General features: G+C 66.2%; 19 protein-coding genes. 8 read left to right on the top strand and 11 right to left on the bottom strand.

Features of this window, described 5'->3' with window-relative positions; all coding sequences use genetic code 11:
- Nucleotides 1-93: 93 nt before the first annotated feature.
- From rsgA to D9M09_RS05895, 3 genes are read right to left on the bottom strand one after another with little or no spacing between them, the layout of a single operon-like run.
- Nucleotides 94-999 (bottom strand): ribosome small subunit-dependent GTPase A, encoded by a 906-nt coding sequence (gene rsgA, locus D9M09_RS05885; protein ID WP_034785059.1) that lies wholly within the window; start codon nucleotides 997-999, stop codon nucleotides 94-96.
- Nucleotides 996-1361 carry a 4a-hydroxytetrahydrobiopterin dehydratase gene (locus tag D9M09_RS05890; protein WP_070220087.1) on the bottom strand — a complete coding sequence of 122 codons (366 nt, stop codon included), beginning with the start codon at nucleotides 1359-1361 and terminating at the stop codon, nucleotides 996-998. Before D9M09_RS05890 ends, rsgA begins: the two co-directional genes overlap by 4 nt.
- The gene (locus D9M09_RS05895; protein ID WP_121668800.1) at nucleotides 1358-2638 is read right to left on the bottom strand and encodes a M48 family metallopeptidase; all 1281 of its coding nucleotides are present in this window, start codon (nucleotides 2636-2638) and stop codon (nucleotides 1358-1360) included. The genes D9M09_RS05890 and D9M09_RS05895 overlap by 4 nt, the downstream gene beginning before the upstream one ends.
- A 56-nt stretch (nucleotides 2639-2694) precedes the next feature.
- Between D9M09_RS05895 and orn the strand changes: the two genes are divergently transcribed.
- Complete coding sequence (orn, locus tag D9M09_RS05900) at nucleotides 2695-3291, top strand: oligoribonuclease (protein WP_170846480.1); 597 nt, start codon at nucleotides 2695-2697, stop codon at nucleotides 3289-3291.
- Nucleotides 3292-3434: 143 nt separating this feature from the next.
- On the opposite strand, the gene D9M09_RS05905 is transcribed toward orn, so the two are convergent.
- Nucleotides 3435-3797 carry a hypothetical protein gene (locus D9M09_RS05905; RefSeq protein WP_070290639.1) on the bottom strand — a complete coding sequence of 121 codons (363 nt, stop codon included), beginning with the start codon at nucleotides 3795-3797 and terminating at the stop codon, nucleotides 3435-3437.
- Nucleotides 3794-4738, bottom strand: coding sequence for a transcriptional regulator GcvA (gcvA, locus tag D9M09_RS05910; protein WP_070220093.1), 945 nt, complete (start codon nucleotides 4736-4738; stop codon nucleotides 3794-3796). Before gcvA ends, D9M09_RS05905 begins: the two co-directional genes overlap by 4 nt.
- Before the next feature lie 303 nt (nucleotides 4739-5041).
- Here gcvA and D9M09_RS05915 point away from each other — a divergent pair, with 303 nt between their 5' ends.
- The 5 genes from D9M09_RS05915 to D9M09_RS05935 all read left to right on the top strand — a co-directional run bounded on the left by D9M09_RS05915 (nucleotide 5042) and on the right by D9M09_RS05935 (nucleotide 9994).
- Nucleotides 5042-5941 (top strand): DMT family transporter, encoded by a 900-nt coding sequence (locus D9M09_RS05915; protein WP_070290640.1) that lies wholly within the window; start codon nucleotides 5042-5044, stop codon nucleotides 5939-5941.
- Nucleotides 5942-6146: 205 nt separating this feature from the next.
- Nucleotides 6147-7232, top strand: coding sequence for a hemin-degrading factor (locus D9M09_RS05920; RefSeq protein WP_070310863.1), 1086 nt, complete (start codon nucleotides 6147-6149; stop codon nucleotides 7230-7232).
- Nucleotides 7220-8146 (top strand): heme/hemin ABC transporter substrate-binding protein, encoded by a 927-nt coding sequence (locus D9M09_RS05925; RefSeq protein ID WP_070310862.1) that lies wholly within the window; start codon nucleotides 7220-7222, stop codon nucleotides 8144-8146. Before D9M09_RS05920 ends, D9M09_RS05925 begins: the two co-directional genes overlap by 13 nt.
- A complete protein-coding gene (locus tag D9M09_RS05930) occupies nucleotides 8143-9195 on the top strand; it encodes a FecCD family ABC transporter permease (protein ID WP_070310861.1) in 1053 nt (350 codons plus the stop codon). The genes D9M09_RS05925 and D9M09_RS05930 overlap by 4 nt, the downstream gene beginning before the upstream one ends.
- 10 nt (nucleotides 9196-9205) lie before the next feature.
- Nucleotides 9206-9994, top strand: coding sequence for an ATP-binding cassette domain-containing protein (locus D9M09_RS05935; RefSeq protein WP_083293497.1), 789 nt, complete (start codon nucleotides 9206-9208; stop codon nucleotides 9992-9994).
- 9 nt (nucleotides 9995-10003) lie between these two features.
- On the opposite strand, the gene D9M09_RS05940 is transcribed toward D9M09_RS05935, so the two are convergent.
- The 6 genes from D9M09_RS05940 to D9M09_RS05965 all read right to left on the bottom strand — a co-directional run bounded on the left by D9M09_RS05940 (nucleotide 10004) and on the right by D9M09_RS05965 (nucleotide 16322).
- Nucleotides 10004-10438, bottom strand: a complete 435-nt coding sequence (locus tag D9M09_RS05940) for a hypothetical protein (protein ID WP_070310859.1) — start codon at nucleotides 10436-10438, stop codon at nucleotides 10004-10006.
- A complete protein-coding gene (locus D9M09_RS05945; protein ID WP_121668801.1) occupies nucleotides 10435-11874 on the bottom strand; it encodes an efflux transporter outer membrane subunit in 1440 nt (479 codons plus the stop codon). Before D9M09_RS05945 ends, D9M09_RS05940 begins: the two co-directional genes overlap by 4 nt.
- Nucleotides 11871-12947 (bottom strand): HlyD family secretion protein, encoded by a 1077-nt coding sequence (locus tag D9M09_RS05950; RefSeq protein WP_121668802.1) that lies wholly within the window; start codon nucleotides 12945-12947, stop codon nucleotides 11871-11873. The genes D9M09_RS05945 and D9M09_RS05950 overlap by 4 nt, the downstream gene beginning before the upstream one ends.
- Nucleotides 12948-12973: 26 nt before the next feature.
- Nucleotides 12974-14512, bottom strand: coding sequence for an MFS transporter (locus tag D9M09_RS05955; RefSeq protein WP_240453566.1), 1539 nt, complete (start codon nucleotides 14510-14512; stop codon nucleotides 12974-12976).
- A gap of 116 nt (nucleotides 14513-14628) precedes the next feature.
- Nucleotides 14629-15546: a LysR family transcriptional regulator gene (locus tag D9M09_RS05960; protein ID WP_070290648.1), complete on the bottom strand. Its 918-nt coding sequence runs from the start codon at nucleotides 15544-15546 to the stop codon at nucleotides 14629-14631.
- A gap of 77 nt (nucleotides 15547-15623) precedes the next feature.
- Nucleotides 15624-16322, bottom strand: a complete 699-nt coding sequence (locus D9M09_RS05965; RefSeq protein ID WP_070220116.1) for a UPF0149 family protein — start codon at nucleotides 16320-16322, stop codon at nucleotides 15624-15626.
- Nucleotides 16323-16425: 103 nt separating this feature from the next.
- On the opposite strand from D9M09_RS05965, the gene D9M09_RS05970 reads away from it, so the two are divergent.
- Both D9M09_RS05970 and D9M09_RS05975 read left to right on the top strand, forming a co-directional pair.
- The gene (locus tag D9M09_RS05970; RefSeq protein ID WP_121670981.1) at nucleotides 16426-17439 is read left to right on the top strand and encodes a serine/threonine protein kinase; all 1014 of its coding nucleotides are present in this window, start codon (nucleotides 16426-16428) and stop codon (nucleotides 17437-17439) included.
- A 245-nt stretch (nucleotides 17440-17684) separates the two neighbouring features.
- On the top strand, nucleotides 17685-20126 hold the full coding sequence (locus tag D9M09_RS05975) for a hypothetical protein (protein WP_121668804.1): 2442 nt from the start codon (nucleotides 17685-17687) through the stop codon (nucleotides 20124-20126).
- Nucleotides 20127-20171: the final 45 nt, after the last annotated feature.

The raw sequence follows: 20171 nt of genomic DNA on the forward strand, positions 1-20171 counted from the left end.
TTTGGGATTAAAGTCGAAAAGCAAGCTCGGCCGCAAAATTAAATTTTGCCGGCCGAGGTTTTGTCGTGGCTTTATTCGTGCTGCGGCATTTTCTTAATACAGTGTCTGCGCCGATTCGTGCAGCAGCTGGCCATACAGGGTATGGCGCATCTTGGCGATCTTGCCTTCCGACAAGGCTTGCAGGATGGCGCACTGCGGCTCGATCAGGTGGCGGCAGTTATAGAACTTGCAGCCGCCCAGGTAGGGCTGGAACTCGCGGAAAGCCCGCTCGAGCATGCCTTCGGACAGGTGATACAGACCGAATTCCTGGAAGCCGGGCGAGTCGATGATGGAACTGTTGGCGCCCAGTTCATCGAGCTTGTACAGCCGCGTAAAGGTCGTCGTGTGTTTGCCCGTGTCGAGCGCGGCCGAGATTTCGCGCACGGCGATGTCGGCGTCCGGCACCAGCAGGTTGATCAAGGATGACTTGCCCATGCCCGACTGGCCGATCAGGATCGACGACTGGCCCGCCAGCAGCGGCGCCAGGGTGGCCACGGCGTGTTCAGGTTCGGCGCGCGCCGACACTTCATCGACGGGATAGCCCATCGAGGAATACGGCAGCAGGCGCTCGCGGGCCCGTTCCAGCGAAGCGGTCACGTCCGTTTTATTCAGGATGATGCGCGCCTCGATGCCGGCCGCGTCGGCCGCCACCAGCGAGCGCGAGATCAGGTCATCGGCAAAGCCCGGTTCCGTCGCCACGACGATGAACAGCTGCGTCAAATTGGCCGCCAGCAGCTTCGATTTGTACTGGTCCGAGCGGTACAGCAGGGTCTTGCGTTCCTCGATGCGGTCGATGACGGCCTGGTCGTTCGAGGTGCGCGTCAGGTGCACGATGTCGCCCACGGCCACATTGGTTTTCTTGCCGCGCGTTACGCATTGCAGCTTGGCGCCGTCCACGTCGGCCAGGTAATGGCGGCCGTGGGCGGCGATGATGACGCCCGTCAACTTGCCTTCGCTCATGGGGCCACCTGGCTGCTCTGGTAAATGAGGTCGGCCTTGGCGGCGCAGATGAAGTCGTTTTCGGACAGGCCGCCGGCGCCCTGGTTGACCGAGTGCGTGTCGTAGCGCACGGCGCAGGTTTTGTAAGTAATGATGAGCTCCGGATGGTGGTCTTGCGTATGGGTCATATAGGCCAGGGCGTTCACGAACGCCAGGGTCTGGTAGTAATTCTTGAAGCCGAAGTCGCGGCACAGCTTGCCATTTTGTACTGTCCATTGCGGCAGCAGCGCGTGCAGGGTGGCGACGCCGGTGTCGCCCAGCGCGTGCTGGCGCGGCGCGCAGGACAGTTGGGCCAGCTCTTGCAGTGTGGATGGCGTATTCATGTCGTAGCCCCTTTCAGGTGGCGGATGCGCACGCTGGCCGGTGGGTGGCTATCGTAAAAGGCCGAGTGCAGCGGGTCAGGCGTCAGGGTCGACGCATTGTCTTCATACATTTTCACGAGGGCCGAGACCAGGTCGTCCGCCTGCGTGTGCGTGGCGGCAAAGGCGTCGGCTTCGAATTCGTGCTTGCGCGAGCTGAGCGAGGTCAACGGTCCCAGCAGGAAGGTGAAGACGGGCAAGGCCAGCATGAACAACAGCAGGGCCAGCGCGTCCGTCGGCTGGCCCGTCAATGCCAGCGCGACAGGGTCGACGCCCAGGCCCGCATAGAACCATGGCTGCGTTTTCAGGAAGCCCAGCAGCGCCAGAAAGCCCAGCGAGATGACGAACATCATGGCGATGCGCTTGACGATGTGCTTGAGCTTGAAGTGGCCCAGTTCATGCGCCAGCACGGCCTCGATCTCCTGCGGCGCCAGGCGCGACAGCAGGGTGTCGAAGAAGACGATGCGCTTGTTGGCGCCAAAGCCCGAGAAATACGCATTGCCGTGGGCGCTGCGCTTCGAGCCATCCATGACGAACAAGCCTTTCGAGGCGAAACCGACGCGCTGCATCAAGCCTTCGATGCGGTTTTTCAGCGCTTCGTCGGCCAGCGGCGTGAATTTGTTGAACAGGGGCGCGATGACGGTGGGAAACAGCACCATCATCAGCAGCTGGAAGCCGCTCCAGACGAACCACGCGTACAGCCACCACAGGCCGCCCGACTTGGCCATCAGGGTCAGCACGACCCAGATCAGCGGCAGGCCGATGGCAGCGCCCAGGCCCACGCCCTTGAGCATGTCCGTGAAGAACAGCTTGCGCGCCATGGTATTGAAGCCAAAACGTTGTTCCAGCACAAACTGGCGGTAGTAATCGAAGGGCAGGTCGATCAGGCCCGAAATGACGGCAAAGGCGACGATCAGGCCGATCTGGTACAGCATGGGCGAACCCGCACCCATCCATTCATTCAGGTGCAGCGCCAGCCATTGCAAGCCGCCCAGCAGGGTAAAACCGATCAGCACGGCATAGTTGACCAGCAGGGTCAGCAGGCCGAACTTGGTCTTGGCCACCGTATAGTCGGCCGCCTTCTGGTGCGCCGCCAAGGGAATTTTTTCCGCGAATTCGGGCGGGACTGCCGCGCGGTGCGCCAGCACGTGGCGGATCTGCCGCGAAGCGAGCCAGAAGCGCACGGCCAGGGTCAAAACGAGGACGGATACAAACAAAATCGAAAACGCGAGTGAATACATTCTGTGCCTGTGAGAAAATGGCTGATTATTTAGTTTGATTAGGCCAAGAGAGAATTATGTCACAAGCGACCGACTTAACCGCATCCACCCCCGCACCCGCCGTGCCAGCACGTCCCAACGAGATGAACCTGGTCTGGGTCGACATGGAAATGACGGGCCTGGAGCCTGATACCGACCGCATCATCGAGGTGGCGGTGGTGGTGACGGACATGCACTTGAACCTGCTGGCCGAAGGCCCCGTGTTCGTGATTCACCAGTCGGATGAAACCCTGAACAAGATGGATGCCTGGAACAAGGGCACGCACGGCCGCTCGGGCCTGATCGACAAGGTGAAAGCGTCGACCGTGACGGAAGCCCAGGCGGAAGCGGAACTGATCGCCTTCCTGAAGAAATACGTGCCTGCTGGCAAGTCGCCCATGTGCGGCAACACCATCGGCCAGGACCGCCGCTTCATGGTGCGCGGCATGCCGAAGCTGGAAGCATTCTTCCACTATCGCAATGTTGACGTATCGACATTGAAAGAGCTGTGCAAGCGCTGGAAGCCGGAAATCGCCACCGGTTTCAAGAAACACCAGAAGCACACGGCCCTGGCCGATATCCTCGAGTCGATCGAAGAACTCAAGTACTACCGCGAGCATTTCATTAAATTGTAATGGGGTTGTCGGCTTAGGCGCTGCGCGCTAAGCCGACCTACCTGCTCTGATCGGTTTCTCCGGTTGCTTTCCGGGTGTTGTCGGCTTACGCGCTGTGCGCTAAGCCGACCTACGGGGCATTGCAACCTCTGGCGTAGGTCGGGTTAGCGCCTTGGCGCGTAAGCCGACACAGCCGCCTCAAAGGCAAGGCTGTGCCAAACCCCATCCTCACCCCGCCACTCCAGCGCAAACGCTCCCGTTTGCCGCAAGTCCGTAATCCAGCGCACTTCGCCAGGCTGGCGGTAGTATTCCGCGCACTGGCCGAACCCCTGTTCCAGCCGGCAAATCACCAATCCTTCGCCCGCCACGGCGCACCATTGCTCATGGTCATCGATCAAGGCCACGGCCGGGTCGCCATAGAATTCGCCCAGGCTGGCGTGACGCCCATCGGCGGCCGTCACCCTGGCATGTTCGTATTCGTGCTGGACAATATAGTCGGCGCTGCGCGCCAGTTCGTGTGTCGTCATGCTGTCTCCACGGTGGGCCAGACGGTTTCCTGGTCGGCGCGCGCTTCGGCGATCAGCCATTCGCAAAACGCGTGCACGAGGGGCCGCGTTTCCGCCTGGGGCGAACGCAGCAGATAATAGCAGTGGGGGCCGCGCACGGCGTGTTCGAACACGCGCACCAGGCGGCCCGAGCGCAGGTCGTCGCCGATCAGGGGACTGGCGGCAATGGCCACGCCCTGGCCGCTGGCGGCTGCGTCCAGGCATAAATACGTGTGTGAAAAGCGCGCGCCGCTGTTGCCGCTATTGCCGCTGTAATGCACGCCGCAGCTGTGCAGCCAGCGCGTCCAGTCGATTTCGCCGGGCAGGTGCACTTCCGGCTCGTCGTGCAGCAGCGGATAGCGCAGCAGGTCGGCCGGCTGGCGCAGGCTGGCCGCGTTGGCGCGGAAACCGGGGCTGCAGACGGCGGAAAACCATTCTTCCATCAATAGATCCACTTTGAGGCCCGGATAGCGGCCTGGTCCCAGGCGGATGGCCACGTCCACGCCATCGCGCGCCAGGTCGACCGGGTGCATGGACGCCAGCACGCGCAGTTCGATCTGCGGGTAGCGGTCGCGCAGCCGGCCCAGGCGCGGCATCAGCCAGCGCGAGACGAGCGAGCTGGTGGCCGTCACCGTGACGACCTTGTCGTCGCCCTGGCGCCGCGCCTGTTCGGAGACGTCGGCCAGCTGGTTGAGTATCGGCCCCAGCGAAGCCGCATAGCGCTGGCCGGCGCTGGTGAGCACCACGCCGCGCGGCAGACGCTGGAACAGCACGATGCCGAGCCACGCTTCCAGCTGTTTGACGTGGTGGCCGATGGCGCCGGCCGAGACGTGCAATTCTTCGCCCGCGCGCTGGAAACCTTCATGGCGGGCGGCCGCCTCGAAGGCGTGCAGGGCGGCGAGCGGTGGCAAGGGACGTGACATGGCGTTCTTAATAGAATTGAGCCTCAGTAATATTCGGCCTATCCGTGAAGAATATTGGTTTGTTTCATTTTGCGCAAGCGAATATGATGCCGCTCATGCGTGAAACGACCCGCAACAGGATTCACGCATGCATCATCTTCCAGCCTTGCTTGGCATTAATATTTACAACGCCTGGGAAAACCGTCGCGAGCGGCAGTGATTTGTGGCTGAGAAGCGCAACCGTACTTCAGTACGGTGAGCATCGCCGGCCGCAAAGCGCGACGCGCAGCAGGTTTACCCTGGCGTACTCAAAGAGGTTTAGTCATGTCTGATCGCCGCGCCGTTGCGCTGGTGTTGCTGTCGGCCGCCGGTTTCGGCAGTTCCGCAGTGTTTGCCAAGGCGGCCTATGCGTCCGGGGTCAACCCGTCGACCATGCTGGCCTTGCGTTTCGTCATCGCCGCCATGCTGTTGCTGCCGCTCGTGTGGCTGGGCGGCTGGCGCTTGCCGCGCGGCCGCCTGCTGGCCGGCTACATGCTGATGGGCCTGATGTACACGGCCCAGTCGCAAGGCTATTTCAATGCCCTCATGTATGCCAGCAGCGGCCTGTGCGGCATGCTGCTGTACGTGTATCCCGTTCTGGTCACCATCCTCGCGCTGGCCTTGGGCTGGGAAAAGCTGGACCGGCGCATGCTGGTGCTGATGGCGCTGGCCATTGCCGGCATGGCCATCACCCTGGGCGGCAAGCTGCAGGGCCAGCCCATCGGCATCGCCCTGGCCTTGATGGCGGCCGGCGTGTACGCCGTGTACATCCTGTTTGGCAACAGCCTGTCGAAAAGCCGCGAGAATATTCACCCATTGGCCGCTTGCGTCGTGATTCTGGGCACGGCGGGCCTGTCGAACAGTGCGATTGCCTTGTGGCAAGGCGTGTCCTTGCCGGGCACGGCGACGGGCTGGCTGGCCGTCAGCGCCATCGCCCTGTTCTCGACGGCCATCGCGATCGCCGCCTTCTTTGCCGGCGTGGCGCAGATCGGCGCGGCCAAGGCGTCGATCATTTCGACGTTTGAACCCGTCATCACGATGGCGTTCGGCGTGACCTTGCTGAAGGAATCCGTCAGCGGCACGCAGTTGCTGGGCGGCGCCATGGTGCTGGCCGCCGTGGTCTTGCTGGCGCAGCGGCCCGCGCCCAAGGCAGCGGCCATGCCGGGCGTGCAGGCCAGCGCCTGATCCTGTTTTTCCCGAACTGATCGGTTGTCTCGATCGGTCTCCTTTGGCGCCGCGACGGGTTTCCTGTCGCGGCGCTTTTTTTATGCGCGCACAAATAAGACTTGATTGCGAATGATTCTCATTTATAATTAACTTCAAGATTCCCCCACCACCAGCCAGCCCATGCCAGCCAGTGTTCGCCTTGAAAGGAGACACCGTGTCGAGCATGCCCCCTATTTGCAATATCGAGCTGGTCACCAGCGAATTTGCCCGCCTGCGCCGCGAAAAGAAGGCCCGCCACCGCGACATCGCCGAGGAACTGGGCATAGCCGAAGGCGAGCTGATCGCTGCGCATGCGGGCCTGTCGCTGGCCGATGGCGCCTTGCTGGGCGCCGAGCGCCTGCAGGCCGACTGGCCCGCCATCATCGCCGCGCTGGAGCCGCTGGGCGAAGTCATGGCGCTGACGCGCAACGCCTCGTGCGTGCATGAAAAGACGGGCGTCTACCGAAAAGCCAGTCACAACAACCATGTGGGCCTGGTGCTCGGTGGCGACATCGACCTGCGCGTGTTTTACCGCCAGTGGGCGCATGGCTTTGCCGTGCGCGAGCTGGGTGAAAAGGAAGTGCAGCGCAGCCTGCAGTTTTTCGATGCGGCCGGCCACGCCGTGCACAAGATTTTCCTCAAGCCGCAAAGCGATATTGCCGCCTACGACGCGCTGGTGGCGCGCTTTGCCGATGCCGACCAGACGGCCGGCATCGCCGTGACGGCACCGCTGCCGGCGCCGGCCGAATTGCCCGACGCGCAAATCGACGTGGCCGGTTTTCGCGCCGCCTGGGCCGACTTGCGCGACACGCACGAATTCTTCACTTTGCTGAAAAAATATGCGGTCTCGCGCCTGCAGGGCCTGCGCCTGGCCGAAGCGCGCTTCGTGCAGCAGATCGACAAATCCTGCGTGCTCGACCTGCTCAACGATGCCGCGCTGGAAAAAGTATCCATCATGGCCTTCGTCGGCAATGCCGGCATGATCCAGATCCATTCGGGGCCCGTGCACAAGATCGCCGTGATGGGGCCATGGATCAATGTCCTCGACCAGCGCTTCAACCTGCATTTGCGCGAAGACCATATCGCCAGCGCCTGGGTGGTGAAAAAGCCCACCGTCGACGGCCTGGTGACGTCGGTGGAACTGTTCGATGCGAAGGGCGACACCATCGTCATGTTCTTCGGCGAACGCAAGCCGGGCGTGCATGAATTGTGCGAATGGCGCCATATCGTCGACAGAGTGGCGCAGGAGGGCGAATTATGCGCCGCATGATCGCCGCCAGCGTGGCGCGCCGCATCGCGCTGAAAAAGATGGGGGCGGGAGCATTGGCCCTGGCCGCGCCGATGCAGGTGCTGGCGGCAGTGACCGACGCGGGCAAGCCGCTGGCCAAGGCGCGGCGCATCGTCAGCGTGGGCGGTGCCCTGACGGAAATCGTGTATGCGCTCGAAGCGCAGGGCGAACTGGTGGGCGTCGACACCACTTCGCTGTATCCGGCCGTGGCGCGGCAGCTGCCGCAGGTCGGCTATGCGCGCACCCTGTCGGCCGAAGGCGTGCTGTCGCTGGCGCCCACGCAGCTGATCGCCACCGAGGAAGCGGGGCCGCAAGCGGTGCTGCGCCAGGTGCGCGAGGCGGGCGTGCCGGTGGCGGTGCTGAGCGCGAACAACCGATTCGAAGGCTTGCTCGAACGGGTAAAGCAGGTGGGCCGCATCACGGGCCGCGCCGAGCCCGCCGCGCGCCTGGCGCAAAGCCTGCAGCAGCAGTGGAGCGGCGCCCTGGCCACGGTGCAGCAGCGCCAGCATGCGCCCGTACGCGTGCTGTTCATCCTCGCCCATGCGCCGAACCAGGTAATGGTGGGCGGGCGCGAGACGGGCGCCGATGCCATGCTCGCGTATGCGGGCGCCGTCAACGTGATGGGCGGGCAGGGCGGATTCGCCGGCTACAAACCGCTCACGCCTGAAGCCGTGATCGCCGCGCGGCCCGACATCGTGCTCGTCACCGACCAGGGCTTGAAAGCTTCGGGCGGCGTGGACGGCATCCTGAACCTGCCAGGCCTGGCGCAGACGCCGGCCGGGCGCAAGCACCGCATCGTCTCGCAGGAAGCCATGCTGCTGCTGGGCTTTGGCCCGCGCATGCCGCAGGCGCTGGCGGAACTCGACGCCGCTTTCGCCAAAGCCATGGCCGCATGAACGTGGCCTCCCTGGTCTCCGCCGCGCCCTGGCGCTGGCCACGCTGGGGCGCCGGCGGGCTGCTGGCCGCCGCACTGGCTGGCGGCCTGCTCGTCGCCGTGCAGGCGGGCGCCGTGCCCGTGACCCTGGCCGACTGGCTGGCGCCGTTTCAAGCGGGCGACGCGGCGCTGTCCGGCGGCGCGTACGTGCTGTGGCATATCCGTTTGCCGCGCGCGCTGTTCGCCGCCCTGATCGGCGCCGCGCTGGCGCTGGCCGGCGGCCTGACGCAAGGGCTGTTCCGCAATCCGCTGGCCGACCCGGGACTGCTGGGCGTGAGCAGCGGCGCCGCCTGCGCGGGCGCGGCCACCATCGTCTTCGCCGCCAGCCTGCACGTGGCGCCCGAACTGCGCGTGTGGCTGCTGCCGGCCGCCGCGTTTGCGGGCGCCATGCTCATTTGCGTGCTGCTCGACCGGGTCGCCCGCTGGGCCACGCCCGGTTCCATCGTCGGCCTGCTGCTGACGGGCGTGGCGCTGAACGCCATCACGGTGGCCGTCATGGGCCTGTGCATCTACCTGGCCAGCGACGATCAATTGCGCACCCTGACTTTCTGGACGTTAGGCTCGCTGTCGGCCGGCAGCTGGCGCCAGGTGGCTGCCCTGCTGGTGGTGCTGGCCGGCGCGCTGTGGGCCACGCGTTTCCTGATGCGTTCCCTGAACGCGCTGGCGCTGGGCGAGGCGCAGGCGCTGCACGTGGGTATCGACGTGGGCCGCCTGCGCACGCAGGTGATCGTGCTGGTGGCCGTGCTGACGGGGTTTGCCGTCGCCTGGTGCGGCGGCATCGGCTTCATCGGCCTGATCGCGCCGCATCTGGTGCGCACCTGGCTGGGGGCCGACCAGCGCAAGGTATTGCCGCTGGCGATGCTGATGGGCGGCTTGCTGCTGCTGTCGGCCGACACCCTGGCGCGCACGGTGGCCATTCCCGCGGAAGTCCCCGTCGGCATTTTCACGGCCTTGCTGGGCGGGCCATTTTTCCTGATGCTGTTGCGGCGCTTCCGCCACGGCACCGCCTGAAAGGATGAGCATGACGCCTTTATTGGAACTCGCCTTCGCCACCACGCAACTGGGCCAGCAGTATTTCGGCCCGTTCAATCTGCAGGTGGCACCCGGCGAGCGCGTCGCCATCCTCGGCCCCAGCGGCGCGGGCAAGTCGACCCTGTTGAAACTGATGGCGCGCGAACTGCGGCCGCAGGCGGGCCAGGTGGTCTTCGCCGGCCGGCCGCTGGCGCAGTGGCCGCTGGCGGAACTGGCGCTGCGCCGCGCCGTCCTGCCGCAAGGTTCGACCGTGGCTTTCGGCTTGCCGTGCGAACTGGTGATCGGCCTGGGGCGGGTGGCGCGCCTGGCCGACCCGCAGCTGGGACGGATCGTGCAGCAGGCAGCCGCCCTGGCGCACGCCGCGCATTTGCTGGGGCGGCGCCTGGACACCCTGTCCGGCGGCGAGCAGGCCAGGGTGCAGCTGGCGCGCATCTTCGCGCAGATGTGGGATGTGCAGGATGGCTTGATACTCGTCGACGAACCGCTGGCGGCGCTCGATCCCGGCCTGCAATTCGATTTGCTCGACAGCCTGCGGCAGTTTTGCGCCGCGCGCGGCCACGCCGTCGTCGCCATCCTGCACGACATCAACCACGCCTTGCTGGGCTTCGAGCGCTTGCTGCTGGTGCGTTCGGGCCAGCTGGTGGCGGATATCGCCAGCGATGCCGGCGCCGTGCCCGCGCTGGCCGCGCTATATGGCATCGCCCTGACGACGGCGACCAGCAGCGACGGCCACGTGTGCGTCATCCCTGCGAGAAGCGCGGTGCGCAGGGCCGCCTGATCGATCCATTTACCAGACGTCCGCCGCGCGCGGCCGCGCCATCTGGCCGCTGCCCAGCAGCCAGACCATCAGGGCATCGGCCTGTTCGCGCGTGGCCGTCACCTCCTGCACGATGCCGAACGCTTTCATGGCGCCGGCCGCCAGCGCCTGCAGACGCGCGCGCTGCTCCGCGTCCGCCTCGACCGATACGAGGCCGCGGCAAAGGGCGGCCAGCGCAACCTTGTTATGCTTGAGCCACAGGCCGCGCCGCTTGCGGTCGATGTGCGCTTCATCGCTGCGTTCCGCTTCAAACAGCAGGACGAACGGCTCGCCATGGCGCAGCAGGGCGTCCATGTCGTTTTCCCACAGCGGGGCATAGCCGTCGACGGCCGTTTCAGGGCGAAAGCGCACGATGGGAAAGTCGCTGACGTCGTGGATGGAGAAATGGGCGGGATTCGGTTTCATGGCGTGCTTCCTTGCGAGGTGGTTGAAAATGCTTGCCAGCCGCCGCCCAGCGCCTTGTAGACCTGGACCAGCGACAGCGAGGCGGTGGCGCGGCTGTCGACCAGCGCCGCTTCGTTGTTCAATAAGGTGTTTTGCACGTGCAGCACGTTGATCAAGTCCGTGCCGCCCTGGCGGTACCGCAGTTCCGCGCTGCCCAGCGCCCGCCGTCCCTGCCTGACGGCTTCATCGAGGCTGGCCTGGCGGCGGGCGTTGGCCTGGTAGCCAGAGAGCGCGTCTTCCACTTCGTGCCAGGCGGCCAGCACCGTCTGGCGGTAGGCGATGGCCGCTTCCTGCTGCTGCGCCTCGCGCAATTGCAGTTTGCCGCGCAGGCGGCCGCCATCGAACAGGGGCACGCTGAAACCGGGGCCGAAGGCAAAGCGTTTGGCGTCCCAGCCGATGTCGGACAGCTGCATCGCTTGCAGGCCGATGCTGCCCGACAGCGTGATGCGCGGATAAAAATCGCCTTGCGCTACGCCGATGGCGGCCGTGGCCGCGTGCAGCTGCGTTTCGGCACGGCGGATGTCGGGACGCCGCTCGGCCAGGCCGCTCGGCACGCCCAGTTGCACCTGCATGGCCACGGCCGGAATGTCCTTGCCCGCCGCCAGTTCCGCCTGCAAGGCTTGCGGCGGCAGCGCCAGCAAGAGGGCGAGGGCGTTGCCCAGGCGCGCTTCGCGCTGCTGCAGCGGCGGCAGGCGTGCTTCGATGGTGGCCACGTGGGCCGCCGCCTCGGCTTCGTCGAGTTGCGTCGCCACGCCTTCGCGCAGGCGGATGCGGGTCAGGTCCAGGGTATGGCGGGCGATATCGAGCAGCTGCTGCGTGATGGCCAGCGTCTGCTGCGCGCCGCGCAGCTCGATGTAGTCGCGCGCCGTCTCGGCCAGTACGGCCAGCAGCACGCCGCGCTGCGTTTCCAGCGCCACGTCGACGTGCGCGTCAGCCGCTTCCACTTCACGGCGCACGCGGCCCCACAGGTCCAGCTCCCAGGCGGCGTCGAGGTTGCCTTGCCACAGGTTGTAGGCTGACTGGCCGTTGTTGCGCGACGGGTCGCTCAAGCCCTGCTCGCTGTTGCGCGCGCGGCCGTAGCTGCCATTTGCGCCCAGGGACGGGCCTTGCGCGGCACCGGCCACGCCGCGCGCGGCGCGGCTTTGTTCCAGCCGGCTGCCGGCCGCCAGCACGTCGAGGTTGGCGCCGGCGGCGCGCTGCAGCAGGGAAGACAGGGTGGCATCGCCGAAGCCGTCCCACCAGCGTTGCTCGATGGCGGCGTCCTGCTGGGCGGCGAAACGGGCATCCTGCGCCTGGCGCCATTGCTGCCCCAGCTCGTGGTGCGGAGGCTGGAAGTCGCTGCCGACGCTGGCGCAGCCGGCCAGGCCCAGGGCCGTGAAAATGATCAGTGCTTTCATCGCGCGCTCACCTGTTGCAGCAGTTGACGGCGCATGGCCGCAGCTGTACTAATGCGCACTTCGGCCGACATGCCCACGCGCAGGCGGCTGCCGTCATCCTGGCCCGGATCGAGCGCGATCCTGACGGGGATGCGCTGCACCACCTTGGTGAAGTTGCCGGTGGCGTTTTCCGGCGCGATGGCGGCAAAGGTCGCGCCCGTGGCGGGCGCGATGCTGTGCACCGTGCCGCGCAGGAGCATGCCCGGATAGGCGTCGACGGCGATGCTGGCGCGCTGGCCCTGGCGCACGTGCGTGAGCTGGGTTTCCTGCAGGTTGGCGATGACGAAGCTGCGGTTCAGGGGCACCACGGCCATCAGGCTGGCGCCGGGCGCCACCAGGGCGCCGACGCGCACGGCGCGGCGTCCCACGATGCCGTCGATGGGGGCGCGCAGCTGCGTATGCGACAAATCAAGTTCGGCCCGCTGCAGGCTGGCGCGGGCGCGCAGCAGGGCCGCTTCGGCCGCGCCTTGCTGCGCCTGTAAAATGTCCGTCTGCTTGCGGGTGGCGACGAGGGCGGCGCGGTTTTGCGCCAGGCGCGCCCGGCTCACGTCGAAGCGCGATTGCGCCTGCTGCGCGTTCTGCACGCTGCCCGCGCCCTGGCCTGCCAGGTGCGTTGAGCGGGCCAGTTCCTGCTGCGCCAGCTTGTCTTCCGCCTGGTTGGCGTCGACCAGGGTCGTGGCTTGCTCGATCACCGATTGCTGGCGCTGCAAGGTGGCGCGGGCATTGGCCAGCTGCGCTTCGGCGCCGGCTACCTCGGCGCGGGCCGAGGCGGCGGCGGCCTGATAGTCGCGGTCGTCGATGCGCGCCAGCAGCTGACCCGCCTTGACAGTCTGGTTGTCTTCCACCAGCACTTCCCGCACGATGCCGCCCACCTTGGGGGAGAGCACGGTGTAGTCGGCGCTGACGAAGGCGTCGTCGGTGCCTTGTTCGTCGCCGCGGGCGAACAGTAGTTGCCAGGCGCAAAAGGCGAGGGCGCAGGCCAGCAGGGCCAGGCCGAGAAGAAATGCGCGTGAGCGCAGTATGGTTGTTTGCATGGGGATGCTCTTTCTTGAAATAAAAGTCAGGCTGCGCGCGGCGGATAGACGCGCGTCGGCAGGATGGGAATGATCACAATCATGGCCAGCGCGATGGCCGCCACGCACAGGTACAGATCGGACGAGGTCAGGGTGACGACTTGCGCATGCATGCGCGCACTCAGGCCCGGCACGTCCACGACGCCAGGCAGGTTGCCCAGGCGCTCGCTGAGCACCGTCGAATGAAAATGGTTGCGGCGCGTGATCAGCGCGTCGAGCACGCCGGTGGCGACGACGGCCGACATGCCCTTGATGGTGTTGAACCAGGCCGAGGCGAAGGGGCCATCCTGCGGCGCCAGGCCCGTGGTGGCCAGCAGCAGCAAGGGAATCACGGCCATCGGTTGCGCGAAGATCTGCACCGCCTGCAGCAGGTAGAAGTGCGTGCGTATCCAGTCCGGCGACATGCGCGCACCCAGCACGCAGGACAGGGCCAGCAGGGCCAGGCCGATGGCCAGCACCCAGCGGCAGTCGACGGCGCGGATATTGCACAGGGCGGCCACCAGCGGCAGGGCGACCAGCTGCGGCAGCGCCACCATCAGCATCACGGGCGCCGTTTGCAGCGGGCGGTAGGCGTGCACCTGCGCCAGGTAGGACGAAGGGATCAGGATCATGGCCAGCAGCACGAACAGCACGCCGCCCAGGGTCAGCAGGGCGTGGCTGAGGTTACGCCGCGACAGCAGCTGCAGCTTGAAGAACGGCAGCGGATGCGACCATTCATTGACAAAGAACAGCACCAGCAGCAATAGACCGCCACCCAGCAGCACGCAGATCAGGGGCGAGGCGAACCACGCCAGGCGTTCGCCCTGCAGCAAGCCCACCACCAGCATGCTGATGGCGGGCAGACCCAGCAGCAGGCCGCGCCAGTCGAATTGACGGAAACGCTCGAGGCGCAGCGGGTCTTGCGGCAAGCCCCACGACACCATCAGCAGCGCGACGATGCTGCCCGGGACGACTTGCCAGAACGCCCATTGCCAGCCCAGGTACTCGGTCCAGAAGGCGGCCAGCGGCGTGCCCAGGCTGGGACCGAAGGTGGCGCTCAGCGCGTAGCCGCCCAGGCCATACAGCTTGATGTTCGGCGGCAGGAAGCGCAGCGCCACCGTCATCAGCATGGGCGGCAAGGCGCCGCCGGCCGCGCCCTGCACCACGCGCAGGAACATCAGCACGGACAGGTTCGGCGCGAACGGGCAAAGCACGCCGGCGGCCATGCAGACGACGATGGCGGCGGCCGTCAGGCGGCGCAGCGAGAAGGTGACGGAGCACCACGGCGCGAACGCCATGGCCGACACCGAGGCGGCCGCATACAGGGCCACGAGCCAGCTGGCGTCGTCGCGCGCGATGCCCATGGCGCCGCGGATGTCGGCCAGCGCGACCTTGGTGATGTTTTCATTCAGGCCCGATACCAGCACGGCCAGCAGCACGCCGGCCAGGCCGGTGGCCAGGCGCGGACCAAAGACGGGTGGCGCCGGCGGTGAAGGGGGAGGCGGCGCCATCGTCGGGATGGCGCCAGGAAGTAATACAGCGGACACAGGGAACTCCGTGGATGAGAATCAGTCCACGCAGTATAGGTAGCCGTTAATCTTGTGAAAATTGATAATTGATGAAGTCTCGATTGCGTCTGGCGCAATGATATTGGGTTCAGCGCCTACGCGCCCGGCGCGCTGCCGCACAGCGACTTGATCGTCGCGCGCAGCCAGCGGTGTGCGTGGTCGTGGTCGAGGCGCGGATGCCAGGCCTGGAACACGTCGACGTTGTCGACGGGAATGGGCAGCGCGAAGGTGCGCAGCTTCAATCCCAGGCGCTCGACGATGGGCAGCAGGGGCGTGGGCATCAGCGGCAGCAGCAGGCGCGAATCGGCCACGGCGAAGATGGCGGACTGAAAATTGGGCGTGATCAGCGAAACGCGGCGCATGTAGCCCCGCTCGGCCAGGGCCGTGTCGAACGGGCCGCGCGCCAGGCCGCGCCGCGACACGCTGATATGTTCGTACTCGGTGAAGCTGTCCAGGTTCATGGGGCCGTCGAAGATCGGATGGTCGCTGCGGGCGATGCCGACAAAGCCGCTGCTAAACAGCTGCTGCAGCTTGATGTCGGGCGCAAAGGCGCGTCGCGCGCTGATGTACAGGTCGATGCGGCCCGCGTGCAGGGCGTCGTTTTCCGTGGCGCCATCGCCTTCGGGCACGAAGCGCAGCACCGTGTTCGGCGCATGGCTGGCCAGCAGGTCGCGCAGCTTGCCGCCGTAGGCGCCGACGAACACGTCGTTGGCGCACAGGCTGAAGGTGCGTTCCAGGGTGCGCAGGTCGATTTCACGGCCGGACGTGAAGACGGCGTGCGCCTGCTCCACCACGCCGCGCACCTGCTCGCGCAATTCCAGCGCGCGCGGGGTGGGCGCCAGGCCGCGCCCGGAGCGCACGAAGACGGGGTCGCCGATGGCGTCGCGGATGCGCGCCAGGGTGCGGCTCATGGCCGGCGCGCTCAGATTCATGCGCCGCGCGGCGGCCACGGCGCTGCCTTCCTCGAGCAGGATGTCGAGGGCGACGAGCAGATTCAGGTCGGGGAGTTTCATGCGGCGATTATAGCCCGGGGGCCAGCGCCAGCGCTGCGCCGGCAGGACGCCGGCGCAGAGGGGATGCTATTGCGGTATTACTCGGCTGCCGGCTCGGCGCCGCAGCATTTCTTGTACTTCTTGCCGCTGCCGCAAGGGCAGTCGTCGTTGCGGCCCACTTTCGGCTCTTCGCGCTTCAGGGTTTGCACCGGTGCTTTGCGGCGCGGCACCCAGAAACGGTGGATGGCCGGCAGGTTCGCTTCCAGTTCCTGCGCCAGCTTGTGCGCCTTGACCGGGTCTTCCACCAGTTTCAGCTCTTCTTCCTTGATTTCGTCGGCGCCCAGCAGGTAGATCGGCTGCATCAGCGCGGCCACTTCGGAATCCCAGATTTCGTTCCACGAGCCTGGACGCAGTTCCATGCCGTCCCAGAAGCCCCAGCACCACGCTTCGGCGTCGATCAGGGTCTGGCCTTCGTAGTCGTGTTCGACGAACAGGGCTTCGAATTCCTTGGGTGCCACTTCAAACGTCACCAGCACTTCGTTCATGAAGCGCATGATCAGGTTGACGATGCGCTCTTCTTCCTTGCTGTTCTTGAATTTCGGCGCATCCTCGGCATCTTCGCCCCACACGCGCGGCAACCACTCGGCCGGCATGATCGGTTCCGGACCGATGGCGACGGCCGTCAGATAGCCGTGCAGCATATCCATGGTCATGGCGTCTTCGGAGCACCGGTCCGACAACAGGAATTGGTCTAATTCGTCAAATTCTTTTTCTGATAATGGCTGTTCGAGTGACATGGCTTGCTCTTTGATGAAATGTAAGGCGTCAGTATACGCCTTGCGGCGCTTCATCACCGAAGTGTTTGCACCGGCGGCCCGCGCGCGCCTTACAATGTCGCTCATGCACAATGAAAACCAGCCGCACGAGGACGACCGGCCCGTCCATCCCTTTTCCGCCCTGAGCCCCGATTGCGTGCTCGACGCCCTCGACAGCGTGGGCTTGCGCGGCGATGGCCGCCTGCTGGCGCTGAACAGCTATGAAAACCGCGTCTACCAGGTGGGCATCGAAGACAGCGCGCCCCTGGTGGCCAAGTTTTACCGCCCAGCGCGCTGGAGCGATGCGGCCATCCTGGAAGAACACGCGTTCGTATCCGAGCTGGTCGAGCGCGAAATCCAGGTGGTGCCGGCGCTGGCGATCAACGGCAGCACCCTGCACCAGTACCAGGGCTTCCGCTTTGCCGTCTTTCCCCGCCACGGCGGCCGCGCGCCCGAGCTGGACGACCCGGCGACCCTGGAATGGATAGGGCGCTTCATTGGCCGCATCCACGCCGTCGGCGCGCTGTCCACGTACAAGGAACGCCCGGCGCTCGATCACCAGACGTTTGGCGTCGAACCGCGCGAGTTCTTGCTGGAGGGTAACTTCCTGCCGCCCGAGCTGCTGGCCGCGTATTCCAGCGTGGCGCAGCAGGCGCTCGACGGCGTCAAGCGCTGCTATGACCGCGCGGGCGACGTGGCCGTGCTGCGCACGCATGGCGATTGCCATGGCGGCAACGTGCTGTGGACGGACGCCGGCCCCCATTTCGTCGATTTCGACGATAGCCGCATGGGTCCGGCCATCCAGGACCTGTGGATGATGCTGTCGGGCGAACGCGGCGACCAGGTGCGCCAGATGAGCGACATCCTGGCCGGCTACGAAGATTTCTGCGATTTCGACCCGCGCCAGCTGTACCTGGTCGAAGCGCTGCGCACCCTACGCCTGATCCATTATTCGGCCTGGCTGGCGCGCCGCTGGGACGATCCCGCCTTCCCCGTCGCCTTCCCGTGGTTCAACACGCAGCGCTATTGGCAGGACCGCATCCTTGAACTCAGGGAGCAGGTGGCGCTAATGGATGAAGCGCCGTTGTGGCCCATCTGAATGCATATTTTGCCAATAAAACCGTAGCGAGCGGCAGTGATTTGCGTCCGAGAAGCGCAACTGGGCTGACGCCCAGTGAGTATCGCCGGACGCAAAGCGCGACGCGCAGTAGGTTTGATTGGTGAAATGATGAAAAGGGCGGTAAAACAGGCTCTTCTTGCCGCGCTGATTTGTGCATGCCTGTTCGATAATGGTGGTAATAAATTCCCATAAGCAACGGAATTCACCCGAATAAGCGAGAAATCATGCAAGCACAGCAAAATCAGCGCCAGGCCGCCTCCCTCACCGTCGCGTATTCCGCCGACGACGAGTTCGACCAGGACAGCATCGTTTCGCTGCATGATTTCAAGGACCTGGAGCGCAAGGCGGAAGCGCCAGCGCCGGTTCCAGCCGCTCCTGCCACTCCTATGTCCGAGCCGCAAGCCGAGCCGGCAGCGGAAACCGACAGCAAGGCGCCTGCCGCTGAACGCCAGAAAATGGAACTGAAGGCCATCCACGAGGCGATCGCCCGCGTGGAAGCGGAAGCGAAGGCCACCTGCGCCGCCGAAAGCCGGGCCCTGGCCGAGGCGCGCGTGCGCTCACTGGCCGAGGACCGCGCCGCCATCGACGCGGCCGCCGCCGCCGCCGCGCAGCAAAATGCGCAGGCGGCCGAAGAAGCGATCGCCGCCAACCGCGAACGCCTGGAAACCATGCGCGCTGCCGCGCAAGCCAGCGTGGCCCGCCTGGAAGCCGTCAAGCAGGAGACGGCCGAACTGCGCGCCCGCGTGGAGTCCGACAATGAAATCCGCCTGGCCGCGGAACAGCGCGCCCGCGCCGAGCAGGAAAGCCGCTTGCGTGCCAGCGAACAGGTGGCCGTGCAGTCGGAACTGGCCGAGCAGGCAGCCCGCGCCGCCGAGGAATTGCAGGTGCAGACGGAGCAGGCGCGCCTGCAGGCCGTCGAGCGCGTCGCCGCCGTGCAGGCGGCCAAGGAAGAAATGGTGGGCATCGCTTCGGCGGACGCCCGTGTCGCCGTGCTGGCCCGTGAACGCGAGCGCCATGCGCACGGTGCGCGCCAGACGGCGCAGATGCTGGCCGAAGCGGAAAGCGAAGCGCTCGACTTGACGGTGCAGCGCGAGCGCGCCGACCAGATCGCGCTGGAATCGGCCTTCAACCGGGCCGCCGCCGAAGTGCGCGCCCTGGAAGAAGCGCGCGCGCTGGCGCACCTGGAGCAGGAACGCGAAGCCATCGCGCTGGCGCAGGCGGAATCGGAACGCCATGCGGCGCAGTCGCTGCGTTTGCGCCTGCAGACGGAAAAGGAATTGCGCGACGCGGCCATCCACCGCGAGCGCCTGGAAATGGTCGCCGTGGCCAGCGCGCAGGCGCGCCGCGATGCCGACGTGCGCATCCTGGCCGCCACCGAGGCGCGCATCGAGGTGGACCGCCAGCTGCGCGCCGTGGCCCTGGCCCGCGTGACCGCCGAACAGGATGCGGAAATCGCCGGCCACGCCAAGCTGGAAGCGGAAACGGCGGCCCTCGAAGAAACCAAGGCCCGCGAAGCGGCCGAGCAGGCTGCCGCCGTGGCGGCCGCCCGCGAACTGGAAGAGCAGCAGCGCGCCGCCAGCCTGGCGCAGGAACGCGCCGAACTGGCGCGCCAGGCGGCAGAACTGGCCGCCAGCCAGAACGACGCCGAGCAGGCCGAGGTAGATGCCGGCAAGGCGACACTGGCTGCGCAGGAACAGGCAGCGCAACTGGCGCAGGAAAAAGCCCGCCAGGCAGAGCAGCTGCTGCAGGCGGAGCAGGAGCGCCTGGCTGCCGAACAGGCCGCCATCGCCGCCTTGAAAGAAAAACTGGAAGCGGAAGCGCTGGCGTGCCACGCGGCGCAGGAGCGCATCGTCGCCGAAGGCGCACAAGCGGAACTGCTGCGCGGCCAGCAGGCGGCCGAACAGGCCTTGCGGGAGGCGGCGCAAAAGGAAGCGGACGCCATCCGTATCCTGATGGACCAGGCGCTGGTCGAGGGCGAAAAAAAGACCGCTGCCGCGCAAGCCGTGCAGGCGCAGGCGCGCCTGGCCGTGGAACTGGGACAAGTGCATAGCGAGCGCGCCCGCGTGGAGGAAGACAAGGCGCAAGCTGCCGAAGCGCTGCTGGCGTCCGAGCGCGATTTCGTCGCGGCCGAACGCGAGTCGCTGGCGCTGATCGCGCAAAAACTGGTGCAGCAGCGCCAGACCAGCAGCGCCGAAGAGCGTGCCTCGCAAGCGATCGCCGGCCGCCTGGAAGCGGAAAAACAGGCGACGGCGGCAGCCGAAGCGCGCGCCGCCATGGAACAGCAGGCGCTGGAAGCCGTGCGCCAGCGCGAGCAGCTGGAATTGGCTGCACAGCAGGCCGCCAGCGAGAAACTCGACGCGCAGCAAGCCTTGCTGGCCAGCGCCCAGGCCCACGCCGCCCTGCAGCGCAAGGCGGCCGAGACGACGCGCGCGATGGCGGCCGCCAAACAGCAGTTGCTGGAACGCGATACGGCCCGCGCGCAGCAGCAGGAGCGCGAACTGGCGGCCCTGCGCGCCAGCCTGGAGCAGCCGCAAAGTGCGTTTTCCAGTTCATTGACCGCCGCCCGCGCGAAAGCCGAACAGGTGAGTTCGGCCAGTCTGACGCGCGAAGTGATCGAGCGGCTGACGCAGCCTAACGACGCTGGCGCCGTCTGGCGTTCGCGCTGAGAGCCTGAAAACCCGATAACAGCCGGGGTCGGACCCTCAGGGTCC

It is taken from the genome of Janthinobacterium agaricidamnosum (assembly GCF_003667705.1).
In the GTDB taxonomy this organism is placed as follows: domain Bacteria; phylum Pseudomonadota; class Gammaproteobacteria; order Burkholderiales; family Burkholderiaceae_D; genus Janthinobacterium.